Raw genomic sequence first — 17,693 nt, 5'->3', positions numbered from 1 at the left:
GGAAATTAAACTTTTCTGAGCTACTTAAAAGCCCTCGCATTTGCGGGGGCTTTTGATTTTTACAGATACCTTTTTACTATTCTTGTTTACCGAGCTACAAATTTTCTGCTAGTTTTATAGTAATGTATTCGACTAGAAGTAAAGGCTTTGAAAACACTCCCTATCAATCAACTTAAGCCCGGCATGTTTGTCCAAAGTGTGACAAAACAAAAAGGCAAGATCCGTATAAAAAACCAAGGTTGGGTAAAAACACAGGGAAGCATAGACAAGCTGATCAAGGCTGGCATATTAGAAATAGCGATAGACCCGGACAAAACACTGACCTTAGACAGTGAGAATAAAGTGGTTGAGCAGCAACATAATCCGCAACCTGTTGGCGAGACTAGCGCTTTTGACCCTTGGCACACTACCCACAGTGTGTCTGCAGAAATGGGCAAAGCAAACAGCTTATATAACGAAGCAAGATCATTGCAAAGCAAAGCCTTTGACGATATCCGCGATGGCAACAAAATTGATATTGCCCCTTTTAAAGAACTCGCAAGTGGCTTTATTGATTCAGTTTTTCGTAATCAAGATGCGCTTGCCTGTATCACTCGAATGCGTGAAAAAGATGCTTACCTACTTGAGCATTCTATCAATGTATCAATTTTGATGAGTATTTTTGCTAAACACTTAGGTATTGAAAAAGCCGTTATTGAAGAGCTTGCGACCGGTGCTTTACTTCACGATATTGGTAAGATCAATATTCCCGATGAGATACTCAATAAGCCTGGCAAGTTAACAGATGAAGAGTACAAAGCTATTCAAGATCATGCTCGTTTCAGTAAAGAAATTTTAGAGCAAGCAGGCTTGAGCGGGATTGCTGTTGATATAGCTGGCTTCCATCATGAACGCTTAGACGGCAGTGGCTACCCATTTGGTAAAAGTGGTGAAGAAATCAGCTTGTACGTACGTATGGCTTCAATTGTTGATGTGTATGATGCATTAACCGCAGAGCGGGTCTATAAAGCAGGAATGGAGCCAATTAAAGCGTTTAAGATACTTAAAGATGGCTGCCCAGATAGCTTTGATGGAGACCTGGTCACTAAGTTTATTCAGTGCATCGGTGTTCACCCAGTCGGCACCTTAGTTAAACTTGAAAGCCAAAAATTAGGTTTGGTCACACACAGTAACCCTACAAGTCCTTTAAAACCTCAAGTGAAAGTGTTTTATAACGCTAAACATGCACGCTATACCGAAGTGCAAGATATTGATTTGGCTAACAGCCGTTGCCACGATAGCTTAGAATCAGCAGTCAGGCCGAGAGACTTTAACATCGACCTGATCCGCTTTTTTAAAAGTGCTATTCTACCTTAGCCCTTAAACTAAAGACTGGCTACTCAGGCCAGTCTTGTAATGCTTTTAAAGTAAACTCATACCCATCGTAGCTTAATAAGCTCTGCTCTGGAGTGATTTCAATGACTGATAACACACCTATGTTATCGCCTTCGTATAACTCACGACCATTTAACTTTATCCAACGCTTCGATGTTTCTGAAGCATAAATATGCGCTTGGTATTTAATGGTAGGAATGAGACTTTGTAATGCATCTGGCAAGAGCTCAATTGGCTCTGCATAAGACGTATTTTTAGTGCTACGGGTAATATCAACACTATGTTTGTTATCAACATCTTCAACCGCTTTAGCAAAAGCATCTTTCAATGTATCTGGTACATCTTTGAGCTCATCATTTGTTGATGATTGAGAAGCTGGTTGAGTTGGCTGACCATTAAGTGGCTTGCCTAGCACCTTGTATTTACTTAAATCAATGCCATTACTGCTCATTTGCTGCGGGTTGATTTGTTGCATTGGCTGCGAAAACTGTGGCTGTGGTTGATACACTGGCTGATTTTGATACACAGCTTGTTGCTGGTACTGAGGTTGTACTTGATAACCTTGATTTGCATACATAGAGGCTGAATTTACCGGAACTTGTACCCACTGATATTGCTGACCTTGCACTGGCACCTGCTGCATCATTTGTTGCGGTACAGATTGTTGCACTTGCCCTTGTTGCATCGTTGTTACTTGGGCTGGGTTATTGGTCGCTTGCGGGTTTTGGCTTTGCGCTACTTGCTGTTGCTTAGCGGGTTGCTGTGTTTCAGGACTTGCCTGAGCCTCAGTGGCAACGCTTTCTGTGGTTTCATTGCTGTTATTAACAAGCTTTGGCTGCTCAGCAGCAGGTTTAGTTTGCTGTAACCATTTACCAATCGAAAATCCTGCCATAAGCGTCAATATTGCCGCCAGTAATAGCCCAAATGAAAAAGCTAAGCGTCGATACCGTGTTAATTCTTGCTGTTGTTTGAGCGCAAGTGCGGCTTGGTCATGATCAACGGCAGTTTGTGCGTGCTGATCAGATTGTTTAATTGCATCTAGTAATAATGACATAAATGAACACTCGTTATATTAGGTAGGATAAACCAATACCCATTCCTAATACGGCTAAAAATGAAACTGGGTAAAGCCAAACATAACTCGGCTCTTTATTTGCTACAGCAACAGGAGTGCTGGTTGGCGGCAGTGCTTCTGCGGCTGAGCGCATCACAAGCTCGCTGTCGATACTCAATTTTTGCTGTGAAAAAGCTCCCACTAAACAGCGCTCACATAATAAATTGATCAATCTTGGTACGCCTTGAGTAACCTGATAAATCGCTTTTAACGCATCCCCTGAGAACAATGCTTGCTCTGTGCCCGCTTTAAATAAACGGTGCTTAACATAGGCAAACACTTGTCCTTCAGTGAGTGGTAATAAGTGATAACGCGCAGTAATACGCTGGGCAAGTTGTCTTAATTCAGTGCGTTTTAGTAGTTCTTGAAGCTCAGGTTGCCCTACTAATACAATTTGCAGCAGCTTTTTATGATCTGTTTCGATATTGGTTAACAAGCGCAGCTGCTCTAGCACATCAGGTGCGAGTAATTGTGCTTCATCAATAATTAAGATGGTGTGACCGCCCGCTTGATTGTTTGCCTCAAGGTGCTTTTTAATCACATCAGTTAGGGTCTTCAAAGTCGCATTAGTACCGTCGTACTCAATCTTTAATTCATCACAAATACTGGCAAGCAGTTCAAGCTGTGACAAAGCCGGATTATGAATTTGTGCCACTTGGGTGTTTTCAGGTAACTGCTCTTGCAGACTTCTTGTTAGTGTTGTTTTACCTGTACCCACTTCGCCTGTTAACAAAACGAAGCCACCCGCTTCACCTAACCCATAGGTAAGGTGCGCTAACGCCTCTTTATGGCGCTCACTAAGAAATAAATACTCAGGATTTGGGGCAATCGAAAAGGGTTTTTCTGACAAGCCAAAATAGCTTAAATACACCGTGTTATTCCTTGCGTTTAAAATCACGGTCTATAATGGCAAAAAACATCGCTACTTAAAACCTTGTTTACATTTTATTGGCTAAATAACGTAAAATAGCGAAAAGGCAAAATTATAGGTGTTTTATGCAGGTTTATTTAGTCGGTGGCGCAGTCAGAGACGCTCTACTTGGTCGTGACGTTAAAGAGCGCGACTATGTGGTAGTTGGTGCAACGCCTGAGCAATTGATCAGACAAGGCTATCAACAAGTTGGTAAAGATTTTCCGGTATTTTTACACCCACAAAGTAAAGAAGAATATGCGCTAGCGCGCACCGAGCGAAAGCAAGGCCAAGGTTACACCGGCTTCATTTGTGATTTCACGCCAGATGTCACATTAGAGCAAGACTTAATTCGTCGAGATCTCACCGTAAATGCCATTGCTCAAGCTCAAGATGGCAGCTTAGTTGACCCTTTTTCTGGCCAACAAGACCTTGAGAATCGTGTGTTACGTCATGTCTCCGATGCCTTTAGTGAAGACCCTCTACGCATATTACGCGTAGCCCGTTTTGCTGCTCGTTACCATTACCTCGGCTTTACTATTGCGCCAGAAACCAAGGCGCTTTTAATTGATATGGTCAAAGCCAAAGAGCTAAACACACTAACAGCTGAACGCGTTTGGTTAGAATGCGAAAAATCTCTAAGCGATGGCGCATTTTGCGAGTTTTTAAATGTACTTGCCAGCATTGGCGGCCTGCATGTAATTAGCTCTGAGCTTGAAAGTAAATGGTGTGATGAGCTTTACCATACTTTACAAGCTCGCTTTGCCTATGCGAATAAACTGCAAGTTAGTGACACTGCGTTATTATTTAGCCAAGTTACCTTAGCGCTTTCAAGCGACGAGATAAAAGCGATGGCTAGCAAGATACGCATACCTAATGAAGTGCGCGATTTAGCGCTATTTAGCCAAACACATCAAACAACGTTAAGTGCAGAAAAACCATCTAGCGAGGCCGTTTTTGCTTGCTTTAACCAACTTGATTTATGGCGTCGTCCTGAACGTTTTGAGCAAGTATTAAAGGTGTTAGAGATAAGCCAGCAACAGCCAGTAGCCAGCTATGACTCTTTAGTAAATGCAGCCACGCAAGCACGAGCTGTCAACCCGCAACAGTTTATTGCACAAGGTATTAAAGGCGCAGAAATAAAAACCGCGCTTGAGCAAGCGCGGTTAGAGATTATTAAAGGCTACTTTTCGTAGCGCACTAAACGCAAATAAACATCGGACGTTTTTGCGTGAAGGCTGTTGATGCCTTTATCAAATTGATACACCCAAGCTAGATCAGTGCGACTGATCCCTGAAGTGCTACTCCAGTAGTTTTGCAGCTTAGTCGATAAAAATGCGTTTTCGTTAATACTAGGCTGCACACAACTATGCTCTAAAATACTTGCTAATTCTTTAACATTTGGCACATGCCAATCACTGTAATCAGCAAAGGTTGCATTTTCAGCCCCGCGTAAAGCTTCGCCCCATGTAAGCTGCTGGCTCGTGCCCTCGCAAGTATCCGTGTCACTATCATAACTTTGACCAAACGTACAACGTTGCCACATAAGACCCGTTTCGCTATCACTCACAGTGCCATCTTCGTTAATTACAAAACGGCTATCAGGGGTCGTCTCATTGACGGCGCTGTAACATACTTGCGCAGCAGCAAAACCCGATTGCAGAGCAATACCGGTAATTACTGTGATTAAAGGTAACTTTCGCATATTTTACTCTCCCGGCGTTCTAACTAAGCGCACAAAGGCGGTATTACTTTTTGGATATGCTAAGTCATTAGCACTACTCATATCGATAATATAAGCTTGCGATAAACTCGTACCATCTGCCGCTGTTTGTGAAGTCCAATAAGGCATGAATGAGCTACTATCACTGCTTAGCTGAGTATCACTTGGTTGATTAGGGAAGAAATCACCATTAAGCAATGTAGGCTCACCTTGCTTGGCATAATCTAATAACCCTAATAATTCGGTGTAAGTTGGCACACGCCAATTTGTACCACCGCAAAAATCGCTGCTGTTCACATCATTAATGTAAGTTTGCAGACCACAGTCACTGGTGCTTGGGCAAGTAGAGCTCGCAGCCCCTTGCACACTACCCGTTTGCACACCACTTGAACCATTTAAATACCAGGTATAATGGTTTGTTGCTGCACGATCAGCTGTCGACGGTGGTAATGTTGAACTGGCTTCTTTTACTTCCCAAATAAGGCCCGTCACGTTATCGCGTACACAACTAAAGCTGGTCGCATCATCAGGGAGTTCGTCGGCAAATTCATTCATTTTAGTAAAATCAAACGCTAAGTCGCCCTGACCTACTTTATCTAGTTGGTTTGCGACACTATCACGACCTACATCGGCGTCTTGGCTTGGGAAATCTTCGCTGTCACAATTAATTTTTTGTGAGTTGTTATAGCAATCACTCATGCCTGTATCGTTAATTAAACCAAGTGGTTTTGGGCTAATATCGATAATCACAGTATCTGTGTCGCTTCGCGATTTACTGTCAGTCACGGTAACTTCAAAACTAAGCTCTGAATCGGTATCAACATCAGGGGCTACAAACGTCGTGATACACTGGTTCTGGTTTGCCAAGGTCACAGTTTCACCTGTTAATTGCTCCCAAAAACATGACTTTGTTGCTGTCACAATTTCACTATTGCTGGCATCAAGGGGTACGGTATCAAACTCAATAACCTGCTGATCTTCACCTGCATCCGCAATAATTACCTCAACGGTTTTGTTTAAGGTAAACGACGCCTCAGTGCTTGCTGAGCCACCTTCATCATCTGTTACAGTTAAACGCCACGTCATCGCTGTATTTGATTCAAGTAGTGGGTGAGTAAAGCTAATGGTTTGATTGTTGTAACTGTCAGCCGTTAAATCTGGGCCATCAAGTTGAGTCCACAAGTAACTGTCAACTGAGCCGTTTTCATCAATATCAACAGACTCTTCGCCACTTAATGTGATCACATCATTATATTGTGATGGTAACTCTTCTGGCGCGGTTTGCGTGATCACTGCAACTGGCAGTTGATTATTTGATGTAATAAAAATACTGACTTGATCGGAAACAAGTTGCCCATCGGTTTGATAATTCACTTTTAAAACAAGTTCAGAGTCGAGTTTAATATCAGGCGCGGTAATGGTTTGTTCTGCGCCCTCTGCTGGAAAACCTTCTAGTGCAGGGCCACTGACTCGCTCCCAAGTAAAGGTGCCATCAGCTGGGGAGCCTTGGGCAGAGACAGTAAATTCACTTTTTTCAATAATTTGCTGATCGGAGCCTGCATTAACTGTTGCTGCGACTGGGTTCGAATCACTCGAACCACCACCGCCGCCACAGCCTGTTAATGTCGTTAATGCAACTAGGGTAAGAGGCACTAATCTCATGTTTACCACCTTAAAATGCAAAGTCGGTCATGGCCGACTGCCAAATAAGCTAATAACAAGCAATTAAAGTGCCAGACTAGGAATTATAAATAACTATCTTGGTGAATACGTACGAAGAGCTTAGTGCCTATTTTACTGTAATCAACTTTGTACTCTCTGCCATCAAGGGCTTGAATAAACAACAAACGTTTTTCTTCTGCAAATACATCTGGGCTTGATACATACACCATCTCTAAGTAGCGCTCTTTGGCTTCACGACGGTTTTTTGGCAGGTCTTCTTTAAACGGCTCTAAACCGTTTTGAGTAACTTTAATGCGTGGATGGTTCTCACCATTCACAACCACTAAGTCGAGTTTTTTATCTTTATGTATAATTGTGTTTCGACCGCTTTTAATAAAAGAACGTTCTTGACTCATAGCCTTTTCCTACTACTTACTGCCACCTATAGCTTACTTTTTCTGTAAGCGAGTCTCTATAAACTCACTAGGATTCAGTTTCCAACGATTCAAATCAGCATTAAATTGCCAAATATCAACATCAAGTACATTGGCAGGCAATAATAAATCGTATCCTGTCAACTGCCTTAAATGCTGCGTACGATTGGCAAACATGGCAATCAATCCTTTGTAAAGCTGACCACTTGGGGCAGTGTAGTCCGTCTCTTCTATTAACCATTTTGATGGGCAATCACCATTTTTGCAATGTTTTTGAATAACTTGCATAAATAGATGACGCTGCTCTATTAGTAATCGTCCGGCAATTCTTGGGTGAATCTGTGTTAAAAATTCATCTATGTTATTGAGTTTAATACCAACTGCATTTAACTCAAGGTATTCTAAGCCCTGTTCCACTTTTGGTATACCACTATGATGAAAATTAGCATGATTTAGCTGCCAATTCCCAACTTTGTGATGATAAATAAGTAAATTCTGAGTAAATGTTAGGCTAAAGTATGGTTCTTGAGTTTTTAAAAAGCCAATAAAAATTGCCGCTATGCAGGTTGTGGCTAAAAAAATCTCAACAATGCTAATTTCACCGGGCCTCAATAGGTTAACTAGCATAATAATGATTAACCCAATACCACCAACAATTAAAAACTCACTGCCATGGCGGGATGCTTGTGCGCGCACTCTAAGTGCAGGAGGTTTCTTATCCATAAACAGAAAAGTAAAAAATAAACATCACAATTGTGACCAAAACTATCTTTCTAAGCGTTAAACAATAATTACATTTTGGCTCTTTACCCATACTAAAACCTCTCTTTTAGTCACAATAAAGGAACAAATTAGCCGAACTTTTAACTTTTACGCCAAATGCACAAATTTATGAGATACCTGACATACGGGGCACGTACTAATTTTGTACACTACACTCAACTAATTTTCTGGTAACACGATGATGTATTCTACACAATCTGGTAAAGCACTTTTTCCTTTTATTATTACCCTTTTACTAGGGTTATGTATTTATTTGTATTTACCTTCAAGCCAAGGTGAACAAAGCAACTTTGGCGACCGTGCAACTCAAGTGACAGCACACACTGTTACAGCCGAAGAAAATGCTGTGCTAATAGAAGCAATTGGTAGTGCTCGTGCTAACCAAGCTATTTATATCCGCAGTGCACAAAACGATTATGTTACCGATATCTTTTTCAATGATGGCGACTTAGTCAGTAAAGGTCAAAAACTGGTTCAATTGCAATCTCAAGAAGAAGAGTTAGCAGTGAAAGAGCTAAGCATTAATTTACGTGAAGAACGCCGTCAACTTGAACGCCTTACTGAGCTATCTCGCTCACAGGCTACGGCTAAATCGTTACTAGAAGAGCAGCTATCACGCGTAGACGCAACCGAAGCACAACTTGAAAGCGCTAAAACAAAGCTGGCAGAAATGACGATTAAAGCACCGTTTTCTGGCTTACTTGGTAAGCGTGAAATTTCAATTGGTACTTATGTTAGCAATACTACAAACATCACCACTCTTGATGATATCAGCATCATTAAAGTCGACTTTAAAGTACCAGAAAAATACCTAGCGCAGTTACAGCTAGGAATGAAAGTGATGACGCAAAACGATGCTTACCCAGATAGAACCTTTAACGGTAAAGTGACGCATATTAGCTCGCGTATCGATTCAGTCACTCGTAGCGTTGAAGTGACAGCAAGCTTTATCAATGAAAAAGGCCTGTTACGCCCAGGTATGCTGTTAAATACCGCATTAGAGTTAAGCTCAAACCAAGCGCTTATGGTACCAGAGAAAGCCGTCATTCCTCAGCAAGACAAACACTACGTGTTCCAAATTGAAGATGGCGTTGCTAACAAAGTCGAAGTACATGTGGCGGGTCGTCACAATGGCTGGGTAGCTATTGATAAAGGCCTTGAAAATGGTCAGCAAGTCGTGACTGAAGGCATCATTAAGATCCGTACTGGCAGCAAAGTAAGTATCAAGGGCTAAACATGAAAATTACTGATACTAGCGTTAAACGCCCGGTCTTTGCGATCGTAATAAACCTGTTATTACTTACCTTTGGTTTGGTGGCATTTTCTATGCTACCACTGCGCGAATACCCTGATATTGAAACACCGATTGTCAGCGTTAGCACTGATTACACAGGTGCCAGCGCAGAGATTATTGAAACGAAAATCACCCAAGTACTCGAAAACCGCATTTCGGGTATCGAAGGCATTAAAAGTATTAACTCATCAAGCCGTAATGGCCGCTCAAATATCACTATTGAATTTAATATCAGCCGCGATATCGATGCCGCATCAAACGATGTACGCGAACGTGTAGCCCGTGCCCTTGATAGCTTACCTGAGCAAGTTCGCCCACCAGAGGTCTCTAAATCAAACAGTGATGAAAGCCCAATTGCCTGGTTTGTACTAAACAGTACTACCATGGATTCATTGCAGTTATCTGATTACGCACAGCGCTTTATTGTTGACCGATTAGCCGTTGTTGATGGTGTCTCTAACGTACGCGTTGGTGGCGAGCGTAAATATGCAATGAAAATCTGGTTAAACCGTAAAGCGATGGCAGCGCGCGGTATTACAAGTAGCGATATTGAAAATACCTTACGCACTGAAAACGTTGAATTACCTGCCGGTGAAATCGAATCTATCGACCGTGATTTTACAGTACGTACCGCGCGTAGTTATAAAGATCAGCGAGACTTTAGAAATCTAGTAATCAAACGTGGCGATGATGGCTATTTAGTACGTTTAGGTGAAGTAGCTGATGTTCACTTAGAAGCTGCTGACGACGAAAGTTTATTCCGAGGTAATGGCCGTAATATGATTGGTTTGGGTATCGTCAAGCAAGCCAAAGCCAACACCCTAACCGTGGTTGATAATGCCCGCGCAGAGCTTGAAAAAATTAAGCGTAACCTGCCAGAAGGCACCACCATTCAAGACAGCTATGACTCATCTATTTTCATCAAAGAGTCTATTGATGAAGTGTATAGAACCCTTGGGATTTCAATGGCGCTAGTTGTCTTGGTTATTTACCTATTTTTAGGCAATATCCGCGCAACCCTAGTGCCTGCTGTAACCGTACCAGTGGCCTTGGTGGGCAGTTTTATGTTTTTGCTGGCTATGGGTTACTCAATCAACTTGTTAACTCTTCTGGCACTCGTGCTTGCTATCGGTTTAGTAGTAGATGATGCGATTGTAATGCTTGAGAATATTCATCGTCGTATAGAGTTGGGTGAGCCGCCACTGCTTGCTGCGTTCCGTGGTGCCCGTGAAGTTGGCTTTGCGATTATTGCCACTACCCTCGTATTGATTGCGGTATTCGTACCGCTGGTGTTTATGGATGGCCGTATTGGCGCCCTATTCACAGAATTTGCGATGGCAGTAAGTGCCGCGGTGTTCTTCTCGAGTATTACGGCGTTAACGCTTTCTCCGGCGCTTTGCTCTAAAGTGTTAAAAGCTTCAGAAAAAGAGAGTAAATTTAGCCAGTGGATGGATAGAACCTTTAACAAAATCGAAAATGCCTATCGTAACTCGCTGGCTTCAAATATGGGCCGTAAGTGGAGCTTACTACTGACTATGATTTTGGCCGGTGTTGCCAGCTTTATGCTGTTTCAAAAAGTGCCTTCAGAGCTTACGCCAAAAGAAGACCGCGGTACTTTCTTTATCATGATGAGTGGCCCTGAGGGCGCAAGTTATGAAAATAACGCTGCAAACATGGCAAAAATTGAAGAACGTTTAATGCCTTACTCTGAGTCTGGTGAATTGAGCCGAGTGCTTGTTCGTGTACCTGGCTGGGGAGGCCAAGGTGGTGTTGCTATCATTGGTATGGCTGACTGGGATAAGCGTAAGCGCTCGACGTGGGAAGTAATGGACGAAATCAGCGGTAAAATGACTGAAGTGACCGATGTGCGTGCGTTTGCCATTATGCGCCGTGGTATTGGTGGCGGCGGTTCATCTCGTCCGATTGAATTTGTACTGCAAGGTAACGATTACGACCAGCTAGCCGATTGGCGAGACCGTATTATTAAGCGTGCTGAGAAAAACCCAGGCTTGGTAAGAATCGATCATGATTACAAAGAAACATTCCCGCAGTTTTTAATCAACATTGATAAAAACAAAGCCGCTGATTTAGGGGTTTCTGTATCGGATGTGGGTCGCACGCTAGAAACCATGTTAGGGCAACGCCGCGTAACGACCTTTATCGATCGTGGTGAAGAATACGATGTGATTTTAAAAGGCACCAAAGAAGACTTTGCTAACCCGACTGATATCTCAAATATCTATTTAAAATCACGTAGTGGCGAATTAGTACCGCTTGATAGCTTAATTAGCTTAAAAGAAGAAGCCACCGCATCGCGTTTAAACCGTTATAACCGTATGCGCGCAATTACGTTAAGTGCTAACTTAGCAGATGGTTATACCCTAGAAGAAGCGCTTAACTTCTTAAATCAAGTGGCAGCAGAAGAAAACGACATCGACGGTGCAATCGACTACAAGGGTGAATCGCAGCTGTTCTATGAAGGTGCATCGGCAATGACCTATGTATTCATACTGGCACTGACTGTGACCTTCTTAGTACTTGCAGCACAATTTGAAAGCTTTATTCACCCATTTGTGATCATGCTTACTGTGCCACTTGGTTTAGTGGGTGCGTTATTTGGCTTGTGGTACACCGGACTTACTCTAAATATTTACAGCCAAATTGGTATCGTAATGCTGATAGGTTTAAGTGCGAAAAACGGTATCTTGATTGTTGAGTTCGCCAACCAGCTGCGCGATAAAGGCGTTGAGTTTAACGAAGCGATTAGCCAAGCTGCGACACAACGTTTACGCCCAATTATTATGACGTCACTGACCACAGTGATGAGCTCGGTACCGCTAGTTCTTGCAAGTGGCCCAGGTGCAGAAAGTCGCATGGTAATTGGTGTGGTGGTATTTACAGGTGTTATTGTTGCAACCTTACTAACCTTGTTCGTAGTACCTGCAGCATACAGCGCACTTGCTAGAAATACCCAGTCGCCTGAGTACTTGCAGAGCAAGTTAGAACAACAAGCAAAAGACAAGCCGTTAGAAGAAATTTAAACGAGCTTAAGCTTTAACAAAACGCCGTCTTTACGGCGTTTTGTTTTTTCGGCTATAGTCAGCAAAACGGTAAGGGAGTGAAATATGGATAACAACATACAAATCGCCACTTTTGGCGGCGGCTGCTTTTGGTGTATTGATGCTGCATTTAGACGTGTAAAAGGCGTGCTTAATGTCAGCTCTGGCTATGCCGGCGGTGAGATTGAAAACCCAAGTTATCAGCAAATTTGTACTGGCTTAACGGGTCACGCTGAAGTGGTTCAGCTCGATTTTGACAGCAGTATTGTAAGCTATAACACCCTACTTGAAATGTTCTTCACTTTACACGATGCCACACAGTTAAACCGCCAAGGTAATGATGTCGGCACCCAGTATCGAAGTGTTATTTACTATCATGATGAAAAGCAAAAAGCAGAATCTCAAGCCATGATTGATGCCTTACAAAAGCAAATTCATGAGCCGATTGTCACCGAGCTTAGCCCGCTTACAAACTTTTACCCTGCAGAGCAGTACCATCAAGACTATTACAATGAAAACCCAAATCAAGGTTATTGCAGTATTCTTATTGCCCCTAAGCTTGCAAAGTTCGAACAGTATTACGCAGATAAACTAAAATGAAAAAAGCCCGCTAAGTAGGTAGCGAGCTTTTAGACGCAGAACTAATAATAACGCTGAGTTTGTTTTAACTTAAGACTAATGACATCAACGGGCAAATTAATGTCAATTACTAGCTATAAGTAAACAACTCAGCTGACTTTAAGAGTTATTAGAACTGATAGCGGGCACCTACAAACAGGCGACGCTCGGCCGTGTTGTAGTAATAAAATTCGTCGTTGATGTAATCACCATCTAGGTCTGTACCATAGGCGTCAACGGCGTTGTACTCTTTATCGAATAGGTTTTCTACACGTAGTGACACAGTTAAGTTGTCAGTTGCTTGGTAGTGACCTACTAAATTCCATAACGTATACGAAGGTAAGTGCGTTAACTTGCCATCACGGTCACCACGGTATTGCATATCGATACCGGCATCAAAATCCCCCCATGCTTTGTTTAATGACCAATTCACACTGTGATTTGACACATAGGTTAGTGACTGACCTGTCTCAGTATCTTCCGCTGAAAGATAGGTAAAGTTAAAGCTGTGATCAAAGCCAAACACTTGGTTTTTAAAGCTAAACTCAACACCTTCGTGGCGAGCTTCGTTTATATTGGTTGGGATCCACTGCCCTGATGCATTTGGTGCCCAAGCGATTTTGTTGTCGATTTCGCTGCGGAAAATCGCAATATCTAAGCTGATATCATTCACATTGAGTGATAAGCCAAGCTCTTGGTTATCTGATGTTTCAGGGTTTAACTCTGGGTTACCTGAGCCAGGGTAATATAGGTCATTAAATGTTGGAGATTTAAAACCCGTACTTTGACTTACGCGGAATGTAGCGATGTCATTTAAGTGATAGCCAACAGCTGCGGTGTAAGTTGTTTCATCACCAAACTGCTGATCATCATCTTGGCGAACGGTTAGGTTTGCCAGCACGTGTTCGTCGTCATAATAAGCGCCAACAAACGCAGCGAATACTTCACGGCTATCTTTTAAGTAAGTACCTGAGTTAGTGTTCACTTCATCTTTATACCAATTCAAACCGCCACTAAGAGTCAGCGCTTGATTGAAAAAGTATTGGCCATTGTAATCAATTTGCTCACGCTCAGTTTCAAACTTATCAACCACCGTTGCGCCCGTGTAATCAATGCGTGAGTCATCTGAACTGTCACTTGATATAGCAATATCAATGGCATGGCTGTGTTTTTCGAAAGCCTTTTTCCAACCTAATGAAGCTTGGTAATTTTCGAACTCGCCTTTTTCTACGGTGCTGTCTGCAGGGCTATAAGCGCTATCGTATTTTGCTTCGCCTTCTGAGTATTGTGCTTGCGCTAAAAACTCACCTAACTGCTCATTTTGATAACCTAGATTAAAGCCAAGGTTTTTGTTCTCGTAGCCGTCTTCATCTGGCGCTAAGCCTTGAAGGACATCAAACCCATCTGTTTTTTCATAACCGGCATTAACGGCAACATCAACACCCGCAAACTGACCACCTGTCGCTACTTGGTACTCTTGGTAAGAATCTGAGCCAAAAGTAACATCTAAGGTCGTGTTTTGTGCTTTACGGGTAATGATATTTATCACACCAGCTAGCGCATCAGAACCATATACAGCAGCACGTGAGCCTTTAATTACTTCAACACGCTCAATACTGTTTAAAGGAATATTGCTAATACTTTTATAGCCAAGTGTTGCAGAACCTGTACGCACACCATCAATTAAAATAAGCGTGTGACGAGAACTTGCACCACGTAATGAAACACCTGAGCTTTGCCCAAAACCACCATTGGCATTAATTTGAAAGCCTGCCTGAGTGGCTAGTAAGCTTGGTAAGTCACGAACATAGCTTGCTTCAATATCAGCACGGTCTATAACAGTAACGCTGGCTAATACATCATTAATTGATTGTTCGAATTTATTGGCAGTAACTGTGATATGCTCGATCGATTGCTCGTCAGCAGATACAGAAAAAGACAACGCAGCAGCAACCGCTACGCCTAACGCAGATTTATTTAGCATGATATCCCCTAGCCTGTGCCCACCGCACACGCGAATAGTAAGTTACTTCAAGGCCGGTCTCCGGACTCTGTAAATGCATGGCATATACATTACCGTTGCGGGGGCAGTGTTGGCATTGTTTTCTCCCTGAAAACGCACCGACTTCCCGATTATCTTGCGACTATTTCACCCTTTGAAATAAAACGTATCTGAAGATACAGCAAGCACCTCGAAAATAGGCCGTTATTGTGATGATTTTGGGGAAGAAAGTCAATGGACGGCTATACTGCTAAAATGAATTTTAAGCTTTAAGCTGTAAGCCGAAAGTAAAAAAGCCAATCAGCATGGCTGATTGGCTTTTTAAAACAATGATTACCAGAAATACTCATGAGGTTTCGAGTTTCCTAACGGAAAAACAATTCCTTCTGGGTCAGCACCATTCAGCACAAGCTTACAAAGAGCTTTATTTAAACGTCTTCTTGGCTTGGTCATCGTCATTTTCACCCACCAACTTGGTGTTTGTTGGTAAAAATAAGTACTGTGTGGGCCTGTGTATTTTCTGTTTATTTTACCGTGTTTATTACGATCTATTGCTTTGTTTTTTACTGACATAAATATCCTCTAGCTGAAAATAGCTAGAAGATATCTTTTTCTCTGTAACCTAATATTTGTCTCAAAATACGCTCCTTGTAAAGTTCAGAAACTTGTAGGCTTATAGCTTAAAACTTACAGCTTAAAGCTAAAAACATAGAGTATTAATCGCGGAAGTTTTTGAACTGGAATGGTTGACCTAAATCAGCAGTACGAACAACTTGCATTGCTTCTTGTAAATCATCACGCTTTTTACCAGTTACACGTAATTCTTCACCTTGAATGGCAGCTTGTACTTTGATCTTTGAATCTTTGATTAACTTAACGATTTTCTTCGCTACGTCTTTTTCGATACCTTGCTTAAGAGCAACGTCACGCATTACGTATTTACCGCTACGCGACTCATCTTTAAGCTCAAGGCTAGATACATCTAAGCCACGCTTTGAAATTTTCGCAGCAAGAATGTCAAAAAGTTGCATAACTTGTTGTGGTGCTTCTGCTTTTAACTTGATTACTTTGTCACTTAGTTCGATTGATGCATCAACACCACGAAAATCAAAACGCGTCTCTAGTTCACGCTTTGCATTATCTACTGCATTCTGCGCTTCGTTCATTTCTACTTCAGAAACAATATCAAATGAAGGCATGGGGTTCTCCTAACATAGTCTTTTTTAAATTCATTTATGGTTGGCAATTATAACGCTTATTTGTCGATTCTTTCTATTTTTATCCGACTTGTTCAGGTGCGATGCAAAAATTGTTTGATATACTGGCCATTCAATTTCGGCATTTTTTAGGGTTTATTGTGACAAGGCGTGTTTACCAAGTTATCTTTTTAGCCAGTATTATTGGCTTTACAATTTTATTTGCCAAAGAAATTAAAGGGGTGAGCAACCTCTTTCCACACGTTGATAAGGTAGCGCATTTTGGTATTTTCTTTGTACTGGCCATGGTGATGGATAAAGCCTTTAAATTGCCACTTATGGTGCAAATTTTACTGTTAGCCGGATATGGTGCAGCCATAGAGTTTATGCAAGATATGCTGCCTTATCGTCAAGCTTCGGTTGGGGATTTTGTCGCTGATTTTATCGGTGCAGTTAGCTACTTTATCATTAAACTTGGTTTTCATTTAGGTAGTAAGCAACGTAATGGCTAACATTTTAATTGTTGGCGACGGTGCAATTGGCCTATTGTTTAGTCATTTTTTATCAGCACAACATGACATTACATTGCTGACCCGTAAGCCAACCCTGACCACGCGTTTTTATCAAACGAGTAATGGTAAATCACACCCAATTAAAGCTCGCCTTATTCACCACAAAGAGCTAAGTCAATCGGACCCCTTTGACTTGGTGTTAATAACAGTAAAAGCATTTCAGGTGCAAACTGCCTTTGAACAAGTAAAACCTTACCTCAGTAAAACATGCCAAATCGTTCTTTCTCACAATGGCATGGGGAATGTTGATGAACTGAATGCTCAGCTTTTAAAAACGCAAGGTTTAGCTTTTTTAACAACGCGTTTAGCTGGTTTTAAAACAACGCCTTATAGTGTGAGCCATACAGGTAATGGTGAAAGCGTGTTAGGTGCATGTAATGCAGCTGCAAGCGAAAACCTCGGTGAACTTAAGCAGCAGTTTAGTTACTTACCACACTTTTCTGTGAGCGATGATATTCACTCATTGCGATGGCAAAAACTGTTAGTGAATATTGCTATTAACCCGTTAACAGCGATTCATAACGTAAAAAATGGCCAGCTACGTGCACCGCAATTTAGCACGCGCATTATTAATTTACTTAATGAAGCGTGCCTAGTCGCCAATAAACAAGGGGTTAAAGTAAAACTCAGCGAGGCGTTGGATCAAGCCTATTCTGTGATGACAGCCACCGCTGAAAACTTTTCTTCTATGCAGCAAGACATCAGCCATAATCGAGAATCTGAAATTGATGCAATTTGTGGTTATGTGTGCGAGCAAGGCGCTAAGTTAGGGGTAAAAACTCCCTATAATCAGGCCATGCTGAGCATGATAAAAATAAAAAGTTAATTAGCTGCTAGTTACTAGGGGAAAGAGTAAAAAGTTAAGCTACAAGGGGAAAGGAGAAAGAGTAAAGTTACTAGCTTCTCGTTTCTCGTTTCTCGTTTCTCGTTTCTCGTTTCTCGTTTCTCGTTT

The 17,693-nt window shown here is 41.9% G+C and carries 16 protein-coding genes and 1 riboswitch; of the genes, 7 read left to right on the top strand and 9 right to left on the bottom strand.

The window, feature by feature from the left end; genetic code table 11:
• Nucleotides 1–147 precede the first annotated feature (147 nt).
• Nucleotides 148–1,356: an HD-GYP domain-containing protein gene (locus AADY36_RS03265; protein ID WP_285220678.1), complete on the top strand. Its 1,209-nt coding sequence runs from the start codon at nt 148–150 to the stop codon at nt 1,354–1,356.
• Between the two features lie 19 nt (nt 1,357–1,375).
• Here the strand turns inward: AADY36_RS03265 and AADY36_RS03260 are convergent, their stop codons facing one another.
• Both AADY36_RS03260 and AADY36_RS03255 read right to left on the bottom strand, forming a co-directional pair.
• Nucleotides 1,376–2,428, bottom strand: a complete 1,053-nt coding sequence (locus tag AADY36_RS03260; protein WP_342408489.1) for a general secretion pathway protein GspB — start codon at nt 2,426–2,428, stop codon at nt 1,376–1,378.
• Between the two features lie 13 nt (nt 2,429–2,441).
• Nucleotides 2,442–3,359 (bottom strand): ExeA family protein, encoded by a 918-nt coding sequence (locus AADY36_RS03255; protein ID WP_054560922.1) that lies wholly within the window; start codon nt 3,357–3,359, stop codon nt 2,442–2,444.
• 125 nt (nt 3,360–3,484) lie between these two features.
• On the opposite strand from AADY36_RS03255, the gene AADY36_RS03250 reads away from it, so the two are divergent.
• Nucleotides 3,485–4,594 (top strand): tRNA nucleotidyltransferase, encoded by a 1,110-nt coding sequence (locus AADY36_RS03250; protein ID WP_342408488.1) that lies wholly within the window; start codon nt 3,485–3,487, stop codon nt 4,592–4,594.
• Here AADY36_RS03250 and AADY36_RS03245 read toward each other — a convergent pair.
• From AADY36_RS03245 to AADY36_RS03230, 4 genes are all read right to left on the bottom strand, one after another.
• Nucleotides 4,582–5,103 (bottom strand): Lcl C-terminal domain-containing protein, encoded by a 522-nt coding sequence (locus AADY36_RS03245; protein ID WP_054560924.1) that lies wholly within the window; start codon nt 5,101–5,103, stop codon nt 4,582–4,584. The genes AADY36_RS03250 and AADY36_RS03245 overlap by 13 nt on opposite strands.
• A gap of 3 nt (nt 5,104–5,106) precedes the next feature.
• Nucleotides 5,107–6,783, bottom strand: a complete 1,677-nt coding sequence (locus tag AADY36_RS03240) for an Lcl C-terminal domain-containing protein (RefSeq protein ID WP_342408487.1) — start codon at nt 6,781–6,783, stop codon at nt 5,107–5,109.
• Between the two features lie 83 nt (nt 6,784–6,866).
• The gene (locus AADY36_RS03235) at nt 6,867–7,199 is read right to left on the bottom strand and encodes a hypothetical protein (RefSeq protein WP_054560926.1); all 333 of its coding nucleotides are present in this window, start codon (nt 7,197–7,199) and stop codon (nt 6,867–6,869) included.
• 33 nt (nt 7,200–7,232) lie between these two features.
• Nucleotides 7,233–7,940: a DUF2982 domain-containing protein gene (locus tag AADY36_RS03230; RefSeq protein WP_342408486.1), complete on the bottom strand. Its 708-nt coding sequence runs from the start codon at nt 7,938–7,940 to the stop codon at nt 7,233–7,235.
• Nucleotides 7,941–8,181: 241 nt separating this feature from the next.
• Here AADY36_RS03230 and AADY36_RS03225 point away from each other — a divergent pair, with 241 nt between their 5' ends.
• From AADY36_RS03225 to msrA, 3 genes are all read left to right on the top strand, one after another.
• A complete protein-coding gene (locus tag AADY36_RS03225) occupies nt 8,182–9,234 on the top strand; it encodes an efflux RND transporter periplasmic adaptor subunit (protein ID WP_105181361.1) in 1,053 nt (350 codons plus the stop codon).
• Nucleotides 9,235–9,236: 2 nt separating this feature from the next.
• The gene (locus tag AADY36_RS03220; protein WP_055021553.1) at nt 9,237–12,335 is read left to right on the top strand and encodes an efflux RND transporter permease subunit; all 3,099 of its coding nucleotides are present in this window, start codon (nt 9,237–9,239) and stop codon (nt 12,333–12,335) included.
• An 84-nt stretch (nt 12,336–12,419) separates the two neighbouring features.
• The gene (gene msrA, locus AADY36_RS03215; RefSeq protein ID WP_239962485.1) at nt 12,420–12,953 is read left to right on the top strand and encodes a peptide-methionine (S)-S-oxide reductase MsrA; all 534 of its coding nucleotides are present in this window, start codon (nt 12,420–12,422) and stop codon (nt 12,951–12,953) included.
• 148 nt (nt 12,954–13,101) lie between these two features.
• Here the strand turns inward: msrA and AADY36_RS03210 are convergent, their stop codons facing one another.
• From AADY36_RS03210 to AADY36_RS03200, 3 genes are all read right to left on the bottom strand, one after another.
• On the bottom strand, nt 13,102–14,955 hold the full coding sequence (locus tag AADY36_RS03210; protein ID WP_342408485.1) for a TonB-dependent receptor domain-containing protein: 1,854 nt from the start codon (nt 14,953–14,955) through the stop codon (nt 13,102–13,104).
• 34 nt (nt 14,956–14,989) lie between these two features.
• A riboswitch (cobalamin riboswitch) is annotated at nt 14,990–15,145 on the bottom strand.
• A 161-nt stretch (nt 15,146–15,306) separates the two neighbouring features.
• On the bottom strand, nt 15,307–15,546 hold the full coding sequence (locus tag AADY36_RS03205; protein ID WP_054551105.1) for a hypothetical protein: 240 nt from the start codon (nt 15,544–15,546) through the stop codon (nt 15,307–15,309).
• Nucleotides 15,547–15,689: 143 nt separating this feature from the next.
• Nucleotides 15,690–16,172 carry a YajQ family cyclic di-GMP-binding protein gene (locus AADY36_RS03200; RefSeq protein WP_054551104.1) on the bottom strand — a complete coding sequence of 161 codons (483 nt, stop codon included), beginning with the start codon at nt 16,170–16,172 and terminating at the stop codon, nt 15,690–15,692.
• Nucleotides 16,173–16,330: 158 nt separating this feature from the next.
• Here AADY36_RS03200 and AADY36_RS03195 point away from each other — a divergent pair, with 158 nt between their 5' ends.
• Together AADY36_RS03195 and AADY36_RS03190 are read left to right on the top strand one after the other, a co-directional pair.
• On the top strand, nt 16,331–16,681 hold the full coding sequence (locus AADY36_RS03195) for a VanZ family protein (RefSeq protein ID WP_055021578.1): 351 nt from the start codon (nt 16,331–16,333) through the stop codon (nt 16,679–16,681).
• On the top strand, nt 16,674–17,567 hold the full coding sequence (locus AADY36_RS03190) for a ketopantoate reductase family protein (protein ID WP_054560931.1): 894 nt from the start codon (nt 16,674–16,676) through the stop codon (nt 17,565–17,567). The genes AADY36_RS03195 and AADY36_RS03190 overlap by 8 nt, the downstream gene beginning before the upstream one ends.
• Nucleotides 17,568–17,693 lie beyond the last annotated feature (126 nt).

This window comes from Pseudoalteromonas sp. D15MCD-2, from assembly GCF_038562745.1.
Taxonomy (GTDB): Bacteria; Pseudomonadota; Gammaproteobacteria; order Enterobacterales; family Alteromonadaceae; genus Pseudoalteromonas.
This window is presented reverse-complemented; position numbering and strand designations above follow the sequence as displayed.